This is a genomic window from Sphingosinicella sp., from assembly GCF_041916975.1.
Taxonomy (GTDB): Bacteria; Pseudomonadota; Alphaproteobacteria; order Sphingomonadales; family Sphingomonadaceae; genus Sphingosinicella.
This window is the reverse complement of the sequence record NZ_JAYRYK010000001.1, coordinates 3,969,432-3,985,213: the sequence shown is the minus strand read 5'-3', so window position 1 is coordinate 3,985,213 and position 15,782 is coordinate 3,969,432. Positions and strand designations below refer to the sequence as shown.

Genomic DNA, 15,782 nt, shown 5'->3' with positions numbered 1-15,782 from the left:
ATGCCTGCGAAACGAATTTCATCGAGTCGCAAGGGGGGTGTTCAGCCGGCGTGACACGTATCGAGTTCATCAATCGCAGTTCGGCCTCGAACGTCGCGAGTCAGGTCAACCTGTTCGCAGCGCCGCTGCTGATTTTCCGCTGGGAAGAGGCCGAATACTGGCAGGCGGAGATCCTTGCCGCGATCGAAAAACGCCGTCGCGCCTCCAAAGGCATGAAGCGCACCAACATCGGCGGCTGGCACTCGAAGCGCGACCTGCCCGGCTGGCAGGACCGCGCGACGCAGATGTTGACGCGCTGGGCAGCCGCGCGTGCCACGGACGCGACAGCGCAGTGGCGGCAGGGTGAACAGCAACCGGCCCCGCAGCAATGGCGCATGGACGGCTGGGCCAACGTCAATCCGCCCGGCGCCTACAACCAGGCACACGATCACGTGATGCTCAACTGGAACTGGTCCGCCTGCTACTACGTATCGGGCGCGCCGTCGGCCGCGGACCAAGGCGGCGCGATCGTCTTCGAAGACCTCTGGAGCGGCGTGCAGACCTTGCAGTCCGCATCGCGGCGCAGCTTCCGCTACGCGCCTTCGGACGGCGAGATGCTGATGTGGCCTTCGTGGGTTTCGCACCGCGTGGAGCCCCAGGAGGGCGACGGCGAGCGCGTTTCGATCGCCATGAACTTCCACAGCCCGTGGCTCGAACGCTCGCGCTACTGGACGCACCGTCCCGGCTTCATGTGGCGCAACATGCCATGGCTGATGCGCCCGCTGGCGCGCCTGCGCGGCAGCTGGGATCAAAGCCCGACAGGCCTTCCGCCGGGCTTCGATATCGATGTGGACGAAGCTTCTTAGACCTTAGAGGTCCAGAACAAGCCGGGTCGGATCTTCCAGCGCTTCCTTGACGCGGACGAGAAAGGTCACCGCCTCGCGGCCATCGATCAGACGGTGATCGTAGCTGAGCGCGAGGTACATCATCGGGCGCACGACGATCTGGCCGTCCCGCACCACCGGACGCTCCTCGATGCGGTGCATCCCGAGCACGCCCGACTGCGGCGGGTTGAGGATCGGCGTCGAGAGCAGCGAGCCGAACACGCCGCCGTTCGAGATCGTGAAGGTACCGCCCTGCAGTTCTTCGATCTTGAGCTGGCCGTCGCGCGCGCGGCGGCCGAAGTCGCCGATCGCCTTCTCGGTCTCCGCGAAGGAAAGCGCATCAGCATTGCGCAGGATCGGCACGACGAGGCCGCCCGGCGAGCTGACCGCGACGCCGATGTCGGCGTAGTTGCGATAGACGATCTCGTCGCCTTCGATCGCGGCATTCACCGAGGGCACGTCCTTCAGCGCAAGGCAACATGCCTTGGTGAAGAAGCTCATGAAGCCGAGGCGGACGCCGTGCTTCTTCTCGAACATGTCCTTGTAGCGGTCGCGCGCTTCCATCACCGCCGTCATGTCGACGTCGTTGAAGGTGGTAAGCATCGCGGCGGTGTTCTGCGCTTCCTTGAGGCGGCGCGCGATTGTCTGGCGCAGGCGCGTCATGCGCACGCGCTCTTCCTGACGCGCGCCTGCGGCAGGCGCAGCGGCGGCGGGCGCCGGGGCTGTCGCGGCGCTGCGCACATCGGCCTTGGTGAGGCGTCCGTCCTTGCCCGTGCCCTGCACGTTCGCGGCATCGACGCCGGTTTCGGCGAGCGCCACGGTGACGGCGGGAGACTGCTTGGCTTCGGCAGGCGCGGGGGCCTTGGCAGGCGCTGCAGCCTTCGGAGCTGCGGCTTTCGCGGGCGCGGCGGCCGCGCCGCCCGCTTCGAGACGCGCGATCACGGCACCGACATTCACGGTATCGCCAACAGCGGCGAGCTGCTCCGAGAGCACGCCCGCGGACGGCGCGGGCACTTCGACGGCGACCTTGTCGGTCTCGAGGCTCACGATCGGCTCATCCGCCTTCACGGCCTCGCCGGGCTTCTTCAGCCATTCGCCGACAGTGGCCTCGGTGATCGATTCACCAAGCGCGGGAATAACGACGTCGATAGCCATGATCTCTCCTCAACCTTCGATATCGTGGCCGAGCGCCTGCGCCACGAGCTTTTTCTGTTCGGCGGCGTGCCGCTTGGCAAGACCGGTCGCGGTCGCGGCGGCGGCGGCGCGGCCCGCGTAAACCGGCTCAGTCTTCACCCCGGCTTCCTTGAGCGCGCACTCCAGATACTGGCGCACGAAGCTCCAGCTACCGGCGTTCTTCGGCTCTTCCTGAGCCCACACGACCGTCTTCAGCTTTTTCATCCGCTTCAGGCGAACCACAAGCGCTTCGAGCGGGAACGGATAAATCTGCTCGATACGAACGATCGAGGTGGACTTGTCGCCCGCCGCATCGCGCGCGTCGGCGAGGTCGTAATAGACCTTGCCCGAGCAGAGCACGAGCCGTTCGATCTTGTCGTCCGCCGGCGGGTTCGTGTCCGACTTGATGCGCATGAAGTGCGAATCGCCGCTGAACTCCTCGATCCGCGACACCGCCGACTTGTGCCGAAGCAGCGACTTCGGCGTCATGATGATGAGCGGCTTCCTGAACGGACGCAGCATCTGGCGTCGCAGAACATGGTAGTAGTTCGCGGGCGTCGTGATGTTGCAAACCTGCATGTTGTCTTCGGCGCAGAGCTGGAGATAGCGCTCCAGACGCGCCGACGAGTGCTCCGGCCCCTGCCCTTCATAGCCGTGCGGCAGCAGCATGACGAGGCCGTTCGCCCGCAGCCACTTGATCTCTCCGCTCGCGATGAACTGGTCGATGATCACCTGCGCGCCGTTCGCGAAATCGCCGAACTGCGCTTCCCACAGCACGAGCGTCTTCGGGTCGGTAAGCGCATAACCGTATTCGAAGCCGAGCACGCCGAACTCGCTGAGCGGCGAGTCGAACACCTTGAAGCGCGGGTCCATGTCCTGCAGCGGGATGTATTTGCTGCCGGTCTTCTGATCGACCCACACGGCATGGCGCTGGCTGAACGTACCGCGCCCGGAATCCTGGCCCGAAAGCCGCACGCCGAAACCGTCCTGCAGCAGCGTGCCGAAAGCGAGTGCTTCAGCGGTTGCCCAGTCGATGCCCTCGCCCGCAGCGATCGTTTCGCCGCGCGCGGCGACGACGCGCTTCAGCGTCGGGTGGATCGAGAACCCTTCGGGAACGGTGGTCAGCACCTTCGTCACCGCATCGATGCGGTCCATCGGCACGCCGGTGTCCGCCGATCGGCGCGCGGTTTCGGGGTCCGCCGGACGGCCGAGCCCTTCCCAGCGCCCCTCGAACCAGTCCGCCTTGTTCGGCTTGTAGCTCGGCGCCGCCTCGAAATCCTTGTCGAGCCGGTCGACATAGGCGTTCGTCGCACCATCCACCCAGGCCTCGTCGATCACGCCCTCGGCGATCAGGCGCTCGGCATAAACGGCGCTGACCTTCGGCTTGCCCTTGATGACCTTGTACATCAGCGGCTGCGTGAAGCCCGGCTCATCGCCCTCGTTGTGGCCGAAGCGGCGATAGCACCACATGTCGATCACGACATCGCGGTTGAACTTCTGGCGAAACTCGGTGGCGACCTTCGTGGCGAAGGTCACGGCTTCGGGATCGTCGCCGTTCACGTGGAAGATCGGCGCCTGCACCATGCGCGCCACGTCCGAAGGATAGGGCGAGGAGCGCGCGAACTGCGGGCTCGTCGTGAAGCCGATCTGGTTGTTGATGATGAAGTGGACGGTGCCGCCGGTGTTGTAGCCGTCGAGCCCCGAGAAGCCGAGACACTCGGCGATGATGCCCTGCCCCGCGAATGCGGCGTCGCCGTGCAGCAGCAGCGGCAGCACCTCGTCGCGCTCCACATCACCGCGCAGCGCCTGCGCCGCACGCACCTTGCCAAGCACGACCGGGTTCACGGCTTCGAGGTGCGAAGGGTTCGGCGTCAGCGACAGATGGACGGGGTGACCGTCGAAATCGCGGTCCGTGGACGTGCCGAGGTGATACTTCACGTCGCCCGATCCGCCGACGTCGTCGGGGTTCGAGGAACCGCCGGCGAACTCGTGGAAGATCGCCTGAAAAGGCTTCTGCATCACGTTCGCGAGCACGTTCAGGCGCCCGCGGTGCGCCATGCCGATCACGATTTCCTTCACGCCGCCGGCGCCCGCGTACTTGATGACGCTTTCGAGCGCAGGCGCCATCGCCTCGCCGCCATCAAGGCCGAAGCGCTTGGTGCCGACGTACTTGCGGCCAAGGAAACTCTCGAACTGTTCGGCTTCGATGATCTTGTTGAGGATCGCCTTCTTGCCCGCATCCGTGAAGTGGATCTCGGCATTCCGGCCTTCGATCCGCTCCTGGATGAAGCGGCGCTCCTCCAGATCGTTGATGTGCATGTATTCGACGCCGACATGCTCGCAGTAATTGTGCTTCAGCACCGCGACGAGCGCCGTGATCGTCGTTTCCTCGAAACCCATCACGCCGCCGAGATACACGCTGCGGTTCAGCGCATCGCCCGTGAAACCATGATATTCGGGGGTCAGCTCCTCGGGGAACGGACGCTCGGCAAGTCCGAGCGGATCGAGCTGCGCCGCAAGGTGCCCGCGCACGCGGTAGGTGCGGATCAGCGTCATCGCGCGGATCGCATCGTCCGCGGCCTGCCGGATCGCTTCGACGGACGGCGCTGCGACAGCCCCGCCCTTCTTCGCCGCCGGTGCTTTCGGCTCCGGCGTCATCTGCATCGGGTCGAGCGCCGCCGTCAGGTCGTCGGTCGTGGTATCCGGCCAGCCCTTGCGCTGCCACGACGGGCCGGAAGCAACGCTTTCCAATCCCGCGAAGTGCCGCTGCCATTCCGGGTCGACCGACGCCGGATTGGCTGAATACTGGCGATAAAGAGATTCAACGAACGAGGCGGAAACGCCTTCGAGAACGGAGGGAGGCTGGCCTTCGAAACCCATGGTTCCTGTCATTCCTGGCGTGCGGAGGGTCCTGCGCGCCTCCCTACGCAGGACCTTCCTAAAAAGCACCTAAAAACTTGACAATTTCGTGATGCCTTAGTGCCCGAGCACCTTCGCGAGCGTGGTGCCGAGTTCGGACGGGCTCGGGGAAACGACGATACCCGCCGATTCCATAGCCTTGATCTTGTCCTCTGCGCCGCCCTTGCCGCCCGAAACGATGGCACCGGCGTGGCCCATGGTGCGTCCCTTCGGGGCGGTGCGGCCCGCGATGAAGCCCACCATCGGCTTCTTGATCGGGTGCGATTTCAGGAACTCGGCCGCGTCTTCTTCGGCCGAGCCGCCGATTTCACCGATCATGATGATGGATTTCGTGTCGGGGTCGTTCAGGAACAAGTCCAGCACGTCGATGAAGTTGGTGCCGTTCACCGGATCGCCGCCGATGCCGACCGCGCTGGTCTGGCCGAGGCCGACCGCCGTCGTCTGGTGCACCGCTTCATACGTGAGCGTGCCGGAGCGGGAGACAACGCCGACAGAACCCTTCTTGAAGATGGAGCCCGGCATGATGCCGATCTTGCACTCGTCCGGCGTCAGCACGCCGGGGCAGTTCGGGCCGATCAGCCGCGACTTGGAGCCCGAGAGAGCGCGCTTCACCGGCACCATGTCGAGCACCGGAATGCCCTCGGTGATGCAGATGATGAGCGGCACTTCCGCCTCGATGGCTTCGAGTATCGAGTCCGCCGCGAACGCCGGCGGCACGTAGACGACGCTGGCGTCCGCCTTCGTCACGTCCATCGCCTCGCGCATCGTGCCGAACACGGGGAGACCGAGATGCTCCTGCCCGCCTTTGCCCGGAACCACGCCGCCGACCATCTTGGTGCCGTAAGCAATCGCGGCTTCAGTGTGGAACGTCGCGGTCGCGCCAGTGAGGCCCTGACACAGAACCTTGGTGTTCTTGTTGATGAGAATGCTCATGGGGTCAGGCCGCCTTCTTCACTTGCGCCACGATCTTCTTCGCCGCGTCGCCGAGGTTGTCGGCGCTGACGATCGGCAGGCCGCTGTCGGCAAGGATCTGCTTGCCGAGTTCGACGTTCGTGCCTTCAAGGCGAACGACGAGCGGAACCGAAAGGTTCACCTCGCGTGCCGCCGCAACGATGCCTTCCGCGATGATGTCGCAGCGCATGATGCCGCCGAAGATGTTGACGAGGATGCCCTCGACCGCCGGGTCGTTGAGGATGATCTTGAACGCCGCCGTCACCTTCTCCTTCGTGGCGCCACCGCCGACGTCGAGGAAGTTGGCGGGCTCGGCGCCGTTCAGCTTGATGATGTCCATCGTCGCCATGGCGAGGCCCGCGCCGTTCACCATGCAGCCGATGTTGCCGTCCAGCTTCACGTAGGCGAGGTCGTACTTCGACGCCTCGATCTCCATCGCGTCCTCTTCGGTGAGGTCGCGGAGTTCGAGGATGTCCGGATGGCGGAACAGCGCGTTGCCGTCGAAGCCCATCTTGGCATCGAGCACGAGCAGCTTGCCGTCCGTCGTCTCGACGAGCGGGTTGATCTCGAGCAGCGAGGCATCGGTGGTCTTGAACGCCGTGTAGAGCTGCTGCGCGAGCTTCGCCGCCTGCTTGGCGAGATCGCCCTCCAGCTTCAGCGCCGCCGCGACGCCGCGGCCGTGGTGGGGCATGAAGCCCGAGGCCGGATCGATACGGATGGTGTGGATCTTCTCGGGCGTGTGCTCGGCGACTTCCTCGATGTCCATGCCGCCTTCGGTGGAGACCACGAAGGCGACGCGGCCGACGGCGCGGTCCACGAGCAGCGAGAGGTAGTATTCCTTGGCGATCGGCGCGCCCGCTTCGATATAGAGGCGGTTCACCTGCTTGCCGGCATCGCCTGTCTGGTGCGTCACGAGCACGCGACCAAGCATTTCGGCGGCGTTCGACTTCACCTCTTCGACCGACTTCACGACACGCACGCCGCCCTTGGCGTCCGCGCCGAGGCCGTTGAAGCGGCCCTTGCCGCGCCCACCGGCGTGGATCTGGGACTTCACGACATAGACGGGTCCGGGAAGCTGCTTCGCCGCCGCCTCGGCCTCATCAGCCGTGAACGCCGGGAAACCGGCCGAGATCGGCGCGCCGAACTTCGCCAGCAGCTGCTTGGCTTGATACTCGTGGATGTTCATCAGCGATCCTTATTTCAGCGAGCTGTCGAGGTTGCGGCAGGCGTCCATCAGTTCCTTCACCGCGTTCACCGACACGTCGAAGTTGGCCTTGGCCTCGCCCTTCAGCTCGATCTCCACGATCTTCTCGACGCCGTTCGCGCCGATGACGATCGGCACGCCGACATACAGGTCCTTGATGCCGTATTCGCCCGAAAGGAACGCCGCACACGGCAGCAGGCGCCGCTTGTCCTTGAGGTAGGAGTCGGCCATCGCGATCGCCGAGGAGGCCGGCGCGTAGTAGGCCGAGCCGTTGCCGAGCAGGCCGACGATCTCGCCGCCGCCCGAGCGCGTGCGCGCCACGATCGCGTCGATCTTCTCCTGCGTCGACCAACCCATCTTGATGAGGTCCGGCACCGGAATGCCCGCGACGGTCGAATATTCGACCACCGGCACCATCGTGTCGCCGTGGCCGCCGAGCACGAAGGCGGTGACATCCTCGACCGACACGTTGAACTCCTCGGCGAGGAAGTGGCGGAAGCGCGCCGAGTCGAGCACGCCGGCCATGCCGACGACCTTGTTCGCGGGGAGGCCCGAGAACTCGCGCAGCGCCCAGACCATCGCGTCGAGCGGGTTGGTGATGCAGATCACGAAGGCGTTCGGCGCGTGCGCCTTGATGCCCTCGCCCACAGCCTTCATGACCTTGAGGTTGATGCCGAGCAGGTCGTCGCGGCTCATGCCGGGCTTGCGCGGCACGCCGGCGGTGACGATGCAGACGTCCGCGCCCGCGATGTCGGCGTAGTCGCTGGTGCCCTTCAGGCGCGCGTCGAAGCCTTCAACCGGAGCCGACTGCGCGAGGTCGAGCGCCTTGCCCTTGGGCATACCGTCCGCGATGTCGAACAGGACAACGTCGCCCAGTTCCTTCATTCCGACGAGATGTGCGAGGGTGCCGCCGATCATCCCGGCGCCGATCAGAGCAATTTTATTGCGTGCCATGGGTCTCTCTCACTGAGGGCAATGCGTGGAACGCCGGCCGGACGACCGGCGAAAACGCGATCCCGATAGCCCCTGATTCGCGGCGCTGCAACCGTTCGTAAAAATCCGCACAGTGCAAAATTCTCATCACTGTGTGCGACGCAGCAAATCAGCCGGGCTTCAGGCGGTCCTTACGCCGTGCCCTTCGGCCATATAGTCGGCGGACTGCATCTCCATCAGGCGGGAGACCGTGCGCTCGAACTCGAAAGCATAATCGCCGGCCGGATAGAGATCTCCGGGGAGCGCATCGGCGCCCATCAGCAGCTTGACGCGGTATTCGTAAAGCGCGTCGATCAGCGCCACGAAGCGTGTCGCCTCGTTGCGCTTCTCCGGCCCCATCTTCGGCACGCCGACGATGATGACGGTGTGATAACGCTGCGCGACCGCAAGATAGTCCGCCGCCCCCCGCGCCTCTCCGCACAGCCGCTTGAACGAGAAGACGGCGACGCCCTTCAGCGACTTCGGCACATGGAGCGTACGCCCGCCGCCCACGTCGATCGTCTCGGTGGGCACATGCGCGCGATCTTCCGGCGGGTAATCGGTGAGACGAAAGAAGGCTTCGGAGAGCGCGGCGGTCGCCTCTGGCCCGTTCGGCACGTAGTAAGTCGGCATCCCCGCCAGCCGGTCGAGCCGATAGTCGGTCGGGCCATTGAGGCTCACGACATCCAGTTCCTGCTCGATCAGATCGATAAACGGCAAGAACAGATCGCGGCTGAGGCCGTTCTTGTAGAGGTCGCGCGGCGGGCGGTTCGAGGTCGCGACCACGGTGACGCCGTGCCCGAGGATCGCCGTGAACAGGCGCGAGAGGATCATGGCGTCGGCGACGTTCGTCACCTGAAGCTCGTCGAAGGCGAGCAGGCGCACGCCCTTCGCGATATCCTCGGCGACGCGCAGGATCGGGTCGTCGACGTTCTGTTCCCGCCATTTGTGCAGCGCGGCGTGGACCTCCAGCATGAAGGCATGGAAATGCACGCGACGCTTGGGGATGGCGGGCGCGGCCTCGTAGAAGAGGTCCATCAGCATCGATTTGCCGCGGCCGACCGCACCCCACATGTAGATGCCGCGCGGGCGCACGCTCTCCGCCTTGCCGAACAGGCGGGAGAGCAGGCCGTTCTTCGGCGGGCCCGTGCGCAGTTCCGCTTCGAGCTTCTGGAGCCGCGCCGCGGCGGCGGCCTGATCGGGATCAGCCTTCAGTTCATTCGCCGCAATCAGCGCGCGGTACGCCTCGACAACGCTCAACGCGGCGCGACCTTCCTCAGCACGCCGGAAAACGAGGCGATCGGCCCGTCCTGCGTCACGAGACCGCGCAGGAAGATGAGCTTGCCGGTTTCGCGGGTGATCTCGCCGGTCGCGTAGATATCCTTGCCCGGCACACCGGCGCCAAGGAACTCCGTGTTCAGCGTCAGCGTCACCGCCCGGTGCGCGGTGAGCGCGGGCGCGGCGATGGCGAACAGCGCCATATCGATGAACGTCGTCACATAGCCGCCGTGCAGACGGCCCTGGTTGTTGCGATGCTTCGTCTCCGTGGGAGAGCGGCACTCGACGCCGCCGTCCGCGCCGGCACGGAAATAGACCGGCCCGACCAGGCTCTGGAAACTGTCCTCGTCAAGCTGACTCCAGCGGCGCCAACCTTTGAGCGGCCCGTCCGCAATCTCTATGGTCGGCATCGCGCGGCGGTCAGGCCTTTCGCGGCCGGGCGGGCCTGGTGAGCTTGCGTTCGATCGCCGTCACCAGCTTCGAAAACTCCTTGGTTTCCACGGCATCGGGCGCGATCTCGGCGAGCGGCAGGCAATAGACCGCCATCTCCTCGACCTTGCTCGAATAGGGGATCGCGTGAACGTCGGGGCAAGCCTCCAGCGTCTCACGATGCAGCGCACGTCGCTTGTCCACCATCGTGAACACCGGGATCACCGGCGGCTCGCCCTTGTGGTGCCGCGTCAGATGCTCGGCGAGTTGCTCGTTGGTGCGTGCCGAGAGCGGCGACATCGTCATCGGCTCGACGATGAGGTCCGCCGCACGGAAGATCTGGTCGGCGAGCAGGCCGAAGCCCGGCGGGCAATCGAGCACGACGCGGTCGTACTCGCTGGCGACAGCCGCAAGCCGCTTCGCCAGCAGCTTCGCGCGCTGCGATTCGACAAGCTGGACATCGAGCTTGCGCAGCGATTCGTCCGCCGCGAGCACATCGAGACCCGGCCACTTGCTCGGCACGATATAGGCCTCGATATCGCCGCCACCGCTTCCGGCGAACAGCTTGCGGGCCTTCTTGCTGGGTTCGACCTGCAACAGGTCCGATGCCGCGCCCTGCGCATCGAGATCCCACAGCAGCGTGCGCCGCTTGGCCTGCGTTGCAAGGAGATGCGCGAGATTGACAGCCACGGACGTCTTGCCGACGCCGCCCTTCAGGCTGAAGACTGCGATGACTTTCATGCCGCTCCGCCGTTGACGTCCTGTTTTTCCATGCCACTCATGTGGCATTTCTAAGCCACGTAGCCAACAGGGGAATCGCCGCCGATGACATTGCAATCCGGGCTCGACCGTCGCAGCCTCCTCGGCGGAATCGCCGCTTTCGGCGGTCTTGCGCTGCTTCCGGCCTGCGCCGCGACGTCCCGAACCGCTGCCCCCGCCGCCGCGCCCGTCCGCAACTGGGCGGCGCTGAAGGCGCTTGCCGAGCGCTATGTGGCGGAGCGCAAGGTGGCGGGCATGATCATCGGCGTGGCGAGTGGCGACGCCCCCGCTTTCTATACCGGCGCGGGAACGCTCGGCTTGCAGCGCGAAACGCCGGTCGACGCGAAAAGCATCTGGCGCATCTATTCGATGACAAAGCCGATCACGGGCGTGCTCGCCGCGCAGATGATCAGCGAAGGCGCGCTCGGCCTCGATCAGCCGATCGCCGACATCCTCCCCGCGTTCAAGGCGATGAAGGTCGCCATCGATCCGGCGACCAGCCTCGAAGCCCGCCCCGCGAGCGGGCCGATCACGGTGCGCCACCTGCTCACGCACACCGCCGGGTTCACCTACCACTTCATGCCCAGCGCCGTCGGCAAGGCGTATCGCCGCTTCGGCCTGATGCCCGGTATGCGCACGGTCGGGCGCGAGCCGGGCGACGGCGAATCGCCGAGCAACCTGCAGGCCTTCGCGAACGCCGTCGCCGAGCTTCCCCTCGTCGCCGATCCCGGCACGGCGTGGAATTACAGCATTTCGCTCGATGTGCTCGGCGCCGTCATCGAAAAGGTCGCGCGCAAACCGTTCGAAACCGTGCTCCAGGAACGGCTGCTGACGCCGCTCGCCATGCACGACACCGGCTTCTCCGTCCCCGCCGCATCAATGGACCGGCTCGCCACCAACTATCTGCTCCACAGCAACAACCTCGTGCCCGTCGATGCCCCGCCGAAGACCGAGTATGCCGTCCCCGCCAGCTACCCGGCGGGCGGCGGCGGGCTCGTGTCGACGGCGGACGACTACATGCGCTTCATGCGGATGGTCGCGAACGGCGGCCACCATGGCAGCGCGCAGATCATCTCGCCCGAAGCCGCGAAGCTCGCGGTCTCGAACCTGCTCCCCAGAGGCGTCTTCTATGAAGGCAATCAGGGCTACGGCGCAGGCGGGCGCGTCGTCACCACCGCCGGCCCGGGCCTCATCCCCGGCAGCTATGGCTGGGGCGGCGCAGCAGGCACGCTCGCCTCGGCGCTCCCGGCGCAGAAGCTCAGCGTCGTGCTGATGACGCAGTACATGCCGCAGCAGGCCTATCCGCTCCCTGAAGACCTCGGGAAAGCGCTCGCCGCAGACCTAGCGTGAACGCGCCTGCGGGTATGTCCCGAGCATCCGCACCCACTTGGTGTGGTACTTCAGCTCGTCGAGCGCGCGTTCGACATTGGGGTCGTCGGGGCGCCCCTCGATGTCCACGTAGAACTCCGCGGCCTGGAACTGGCCGTCGCGCATGTAGCTTTCGAGCTTGGTGAGGTTGACACCGTTGGTGGCGAAGCCGCCGAGCGCCTTGTAGAGCGCGGCGGGCACCGAGCGCACTTCGAACAGCAGCGAGGTCATGGCCGGAAGTCCCGCCTCCGGCATCAACGGCTCCCGGGCCAGCGAAACGAAGCGCGTGGTGTTGTGCGCCTCGTCCTCGATCCCTTCGGCGAGCGGCGTAAGGCCGTAAAGCTGCCCGGCGAGCTGCGAGGCGACCGCTGCCACCGCCTTGTCCCCATCATCCGCGACCTTCGCGGCCGAGGCAGCCGTGTCGAACGACGCCACCGGACTGATGCCCCATTCGCGAAGGCGTTTGCGGCACTGGCCGAGCGCCTGCGGGTGGCTGATCGCGACCTTTACGTCCGAAAGCGCGGCGCCCGGCACGGCGAGCAGCGAGTGACGGACGCGCACGAAATGCTCGGCCACGATCCACAGCCCCGACTCCGGCAGCAGGAAGTGAATGTCGGCGACGCGGCCGTGCAGCGAGTTCTCGATCGGGATGATCGCCCGCCCCGCACGCCCCTCGCGCACCGCATCGATAGCGTCGGAGAAGGAAAGACACGGCAGTGTCGGCGCACCCTGCCCCATCTCTCGCGCGGCCTGATGCGAATAGGCGCCGGGCGCGCCCTGAAAGGCAACGGCGGTTTCCGGCGTTTTTTCAGCGGCTTGCGCAAGCTCTTCAACGAGCCGCGCGGCGGATTCGGGATAGTTCTGCATCGCCGCGCTCTTTGCGGCGCGGGGGCTTCCCACGTCAAGCGCAGCCTGCGGCGATCTGGAGCTTGGCAATCCCGACTCCTGAAACTATGTTCCGCGCGATTTTGAACCGGGGGGCTTCAGAGAAAGGCCCCGCTCTTCGGAGGGCGCAGTGGACAGTTACGAATGGAACAAGATTATCGGCTGGGTGCTCGCGGCCGCGATTGCGGTGCTTGGCCTGTCGATCCTCACGGGATTCGTCTACGCGCCTGGCCACTCCGAAACGAAGGGCTATGTCGTCGAAGGCGTCGAGGTCGAGGCTGACGCCGGCGCCGGTGCTGCCGAAGCCGTGCAGCCGATCGCCGCGTTCCTCGCCACCGCCAACCCGGCGAAGGGTGAAGCGCAGTTCAAGAAGTGCGCTGCCTGCCACACGGTCAACAAGGGCGGCGCCAACGGCCAGGGTCCGAACCTTTATGGCATTCTCGGCGCCAAGGTCGCGCACCTCGCGGGCTTCGCCTATTCGGACGCCGTGAAGAGCCACGGCGGCAACTGGGGCTGGGACGAACTCAGCCACTGGGTCGAATCGCCCCGCAAGTACATCGCCGGCAACAAGATGAGCTTCGCGGGCATTTCGAAGCCGCAGGATCGCGCCGATCTGCTTGTCTATCTCAATTCGCAGAGCGACAGCCCGCTGCCGCTGCCGGCCGCGCCGGCGGTTGCCGAAGCGCCCGCCGCTGCGGCCCCGGCCGACGCTGCTGCCGCTGAAGCTGCGCCCGCTGCCGCTGCTCCGGCGGAAGCCGCACCCGCGGAAGCGACGCACTAAGTCCGAATGAATGCTGGGCGCTGGCCATAGGTGAGCCAGCGCCACAGCCATTCGAGCGGCCCCATTCTGAAGCGGCCGAGCCACCACGTGGCGAACGCGGTCAAAACGACCGCAATACCAAGCGCGATCAGCCAGCTCTGCGCGATCGAGACTTTCCCGTGCAGCCCGAGTGCGAAGCCGGGGAAAAGCAGCCACTGTCCGATCAGTGTCTCGCCGATATAGGTGGTGAACGCCATCCGCCCCGGCGCCGCGAAGATCCCGAGCACACGCCGGCCACCCCCGGTCTGCAAAGCCGCAAGCACGAGGCCCGTGTGCCCCAGCGTCGTGGCCAGCCGCCCGATCTGGTAGGTGACCTCCGAAATCGGAATCGGCACCATGAAACCGGCGGCGATCGCCTGCTCCGCTTCGATGAAATTGATGGGAACACCGATCGCGTAGCCGGCAAGCGCGACCTTGAAATAGGTTTCGCGCGGTAACCCGCCGCCAAGAAAACCGGCCTTGAACAGCCCGGCACCCACCAGCATCATCGCCACCGCATCGAGCGACCACCAGCTGATCGCGGCAAGGCTGTTCCATTCACTGGCGATCGTCGCCTTGTAGGCGATGTTGTCGGCAAGGCTGCCCTGCCGCGCCGCACGCGAGTGTGCATCGGCCTCAAGGTCGGGCTGGATGGCGGCGAGATAGTCCTGCCACGCAACGATGCGCTCGTCCTCGTCGCCCGCCCCTGCGGCGATCGCGGCCTCCGCGTGTTCGCGCGTGTTCATCCCTTCGACGACCGCCGCAGCGCCGATGGCGGTAAGAACCGCGATGCCGCCGAACCCAAGGCCGATGAGCGCACGCGCCGGAAGGTCGCGAAACGGGAACAGGAACAGCCCGGCAATACCGTAGATGAGCAGGATGTCGCCCGGCCACATCAGCAGGTAGCCGTGGATGAGGCCGAACACGATAAGCGCGGCCATGCGCCGATAGTAGATCGATAGCGCCGAGCGAGCGCCGGTCGGGCGGGTAGCGAGAATCACGAACCCCGCGCCGAACAGCAGCGAAAGCAGCCCGCGCATCGTGCCTTCCACGAAGAGCTGCTGCACCCACCAGACGACGCGGTCGGAAAGCGCCCACCCGGAAATGCGGGGATCGGAGCCGATGCCGGGCACGCTGCCCATCGCCCAGATGTTGAGCAGCATGATACCGAGAATGGCGATACCGCGCAGGACATCGAGCGCCTCGATGCGTGTCGCGCTGTCCCGCGCTTCGCCCATCCCCCTCCCCGGTTCGGGCGCTGTCGTTCAACGCCGCCCTAGCAGGGGCCACCCATAGCAGAAATCTCGTAGAAGCCCGCCACGATTTCCCAAGCCTCTTCGGCCGTCTCCACGAAGTGGAACAGCGAAAGGTCATCGCGCGAAATCGTGCCCTCCTCGGCAAGCGCTTCGAAGTTGATAATCCGTTCCCAGAATTCGCGCCCGAACAGCAGCACGGGGAACGGCTTCACCTTGCGTGTCTGAATGAGCGTGAGCGTCTCGAACAGTTCATCTAACGTGCCGAAGCCACCGGGGAACGCCGCCACGGCTTTCGCGCGCATCAGGAAGTGCATCTTCCGCAGCGCGAAGTAGTGAAACTGGAAAGAAAGCGCCGGGGTCACGTACGGATTCGGCAGTTGCTCATGCTCGAGGACGATATTGAGCGCGACCGATTCCGCGCCGGCGTCATGCGCGCCCTTGTTCGCGGCCTCCATGATCGACGGTCCCCCGCCGGAACACACCACGAAATGCCGCTCACCGTCCTCGCGCGGCAGCGAGGAGACGAGATAGGCGAGTTTGTAGGCCTCCGTGTAGTATTTCGCCTTGGCGCGCATCCTTTCGGCTACCTTGCGTTCCCAGTCCGTACGGGCCGCAGCAACAAGCGCCTCTGCCATTTCGGGCGACGGTATGCGCGCAGAGCCGTAAAGCACGAACGTAGAGGCGATGCCGTGTTCTTTCAGCAGCATCTCCGGCTTCAGCAGCTCAAGCTGAAAACGAACGGGGCGCAGCTCCTCGCGCAGAAGAAAATCCGGATCCTGAAACGCCAGCCGATAGCTCGGGTGCTCCGTTTGCGGGATCGGTGTGGTCTTGGCGGCGGCGGCCGCATCCTCTTCGGCCGAGGGGAACGTGCGGTGCGCTACTGTGGTTTTATCGTCCATGTGGGCGTCTCTAACGCCCAAAGCGCC

At 65.7% G+C, this 15,782-nt stretch carries 14 protein-coding genes; 3 read left to right on the top strand and 11 right to left on the bottom strand.

The features are described 5' to 3' along the window. The first annotated feature begins 50 nt into the window (after nt 1-50). Nucleotides 51-845 (top strand): putative 2OG-Fe(II) oxygenase, encoded by a 795-nt coding sequence (locus tag ACE3TJ_RS18705; RefSeq protein WP_374598917.1) that lies wholly within the window; start codon nt 51-53, stop codon nt 843-845. A gap of 3 nt (nt 846-848) precedes the next feature. Here ACE3TJ_RS18705 and odhB read toward each other — a convergent pair whose 3' ends face one another. The 8 genes from odhB to ACE3TJ_RS18665 all read right to left on the bottom strand — a co-directional run bounded on the left by odhB (nt 849) and on the right by ACE3TJ_RS18665 (nt 10,530). Further along, nucleotides 849-2,018 carry a 2-oxoglutarate dehydrogenase complex dihydrolipoyllysine-residue succinyltransferase gene (odhB, locus tag ACE3TJ_RS18700; RefSeq protein WP_374598916.1) on the bottom strand — a complete coding sequence of 390 codons (1,170 nt, stop codon included), beginning with the start codon at nt 2,016-2,018 and terminating at the stop codon, nt 849-851. A 9-nt stretch (nt 2,019-2,027) separates the two neighbouring features. Further along, nucleotides 2,028-4,916 (bottom strand): 2-oxoglutarate dehydrogenase E1 component, encoded by a 2,889-nt coding sequence (locus ACE3TJ_RS18695; RefSeq protein ID WP_374598914.1) that lies wholly within the window; start codon nt 4,914-4,916, stop codon nt 2,028-2,030. A gap of 96 nt (nt 4,917-5,012) precedes the next feature. Beyond that, complete coding sequence (sucD, locus tag ACE3TJ_RS18690; RefSeq protein WP_374598912.1) at nt 5,013-5,888, bottom strand: succinate--CoA ligase subunit alpha; 876 nt, start codon at nt 5,886-5,888, stop codon at nt 5,013-5,015. Nucleotides 5,889-5,892: 4 nt separating this feature from the next. Next, nucleotides 5,893-7,092 (bottom strand): ADP-forming succinate--CoA ligase subunit beta, encoded by a 1,200-nt coding sequence (gene sucC / locus ACE3TJ_RS18685; RefSeq protein WP_374598910.1) that lies wholly within the window; start codon nt 7,090-7,092, stop codon nt 5,893-5,895. A gap of 9 nt (nt 7,093-7,101) precedes the next feature. Then, nucleotides 7,102-8,064, bottom strand: a complete 963-nt coding sequence (gene mdh, locus ACE3TJ_RS18680) for a malate dehydrogenase (protein ID WP_374598908.1) — start codon at nt 8,062-8,064, stop codon at nt 7,102-7,104. 159 nt (nt 8,065-8,223) lie between these two features. After that, a complete protein-coding gene (gene zapE / locus ACE3TJ_RS18675) occupies nt 8,224-9,342 on the bottom strand; it encodes a cell division protein ZapE (RefSeq protein ID WP_374598906.1) in 1,119 nt (372 codons plus the stop codon). Further along, nucleotides 9,339-9,770, bottom strand: coding sequence for a PaaI family thioesterase (locus ACE3TJ_RS18670; protein ID WP_374598904.1), 432 nt, complete (start codon nt 9,768-9,770; stop codon nt 9,339-9,341). Before ACE3TJ_RS18670 ends, zapE begins: the two co-directional genes overlap by 4 nt. A 10-nt stretch (nt 9,771-9,780) precedes the next feature. Next, the gene (locus tag ACE3TJ_RS18665) at nt 9,781-10,530 is read right to left on the bottom strand and encodes a ParA family protein (RefSeq protein ID WP_374598902.1); all 750 of its coding nucleotides are present in this window, start codon (nt 10,528-10,530) and stop codon (nt 9,781-9,783) included. 84 nt (nt 10,531-10,614) lie between these two features. On the opposite strand from ACE3TJ_RS18665, the gene ACE3TJ_RS18660 reads away from it, so the two are divergent. Further along, on the top strand, nt 10,615-11,898 hold the full coding sequence (locus ACE3TJ_RS18660; RefSeq protein ID WP_374598900.1) for a serine hydrolase domain-containing protein: 1,284 nt from the start codon (nt 10,615-10,617) through the stop codon (nt 11,896-11,898). Here ACE3TJ_RS18660 and ACE3TJ_RS18655 read toward each other — a convergent pair. Further along, nucleotides 11,890-12,783, bottom strand: coding sequence for a prephenate dehydratase (locus ACE3TJ_RS18655; RefSeq protein ID WP_374599460.1), 894 nt, complete (start codon nt 12,781-12,783; stop codon nt 11,890-11,892). The genes ACE3TJ_RS18660 and ACE3TJ_RS18655 overlap by 9 nt on opposite strands. A gap of 148 nt (nt 12,784-12,931) precedes the next feature. Here ACE3TJ_RS18655 and ACE3TJ_RS18650 point away from each other — a divergent pair, with 148 nt between their 5' ends. Continuing rightward, nucleotides 12,932-13,582: a cytochrome c family protein gene (locus tag ACE3TJ_RS18650; RefSeq protein WP_374598898.1), complete on the top strand. Its 651-nt coding sequence runs from the start codon at nt 12,932-12,934 to the stop codon at nt 13,580-13,582. On the opposite strand, the gene ACE3TJ_RS18645 is transcribed toward ACE3TJ_RS18650, so the two are convergent. Together ACE3TJ_RS18645 and ACE3TJ_RS18640 are read right to left on the bottom strand one after the other, a co-directional pair. Further along, nucleotides 13,579-14,838, bottom strand: coding sequence for a DUF418 domain-containing protein (locus tag ACE3TJ_RS18645; RefSeq protein WP_374598896.1), 1,260 nt, complete (start codon nt 14,836-14,838; stop codon nt 13,579-13,581). The genes ACE3TJ_RS18650 and ACE3TJ_RS18645 overlap by 4 nt on opposite strands. 38 nt (nt 14,839-14,876) lie before the next feature. Then, on the bottom strand, nt 14,877-15,755 hold the full coding sequence (locus ACE3TJ_RS18640) for an LOG family protein (protein ID WP_374598894.1): 879 nt from the start codon (nt 15,753-15,755) through the stop codon (nt 14,877-14,879). Between the last annotated feature and the right edge of the window lie 27 nt (nt 15,756-15,782).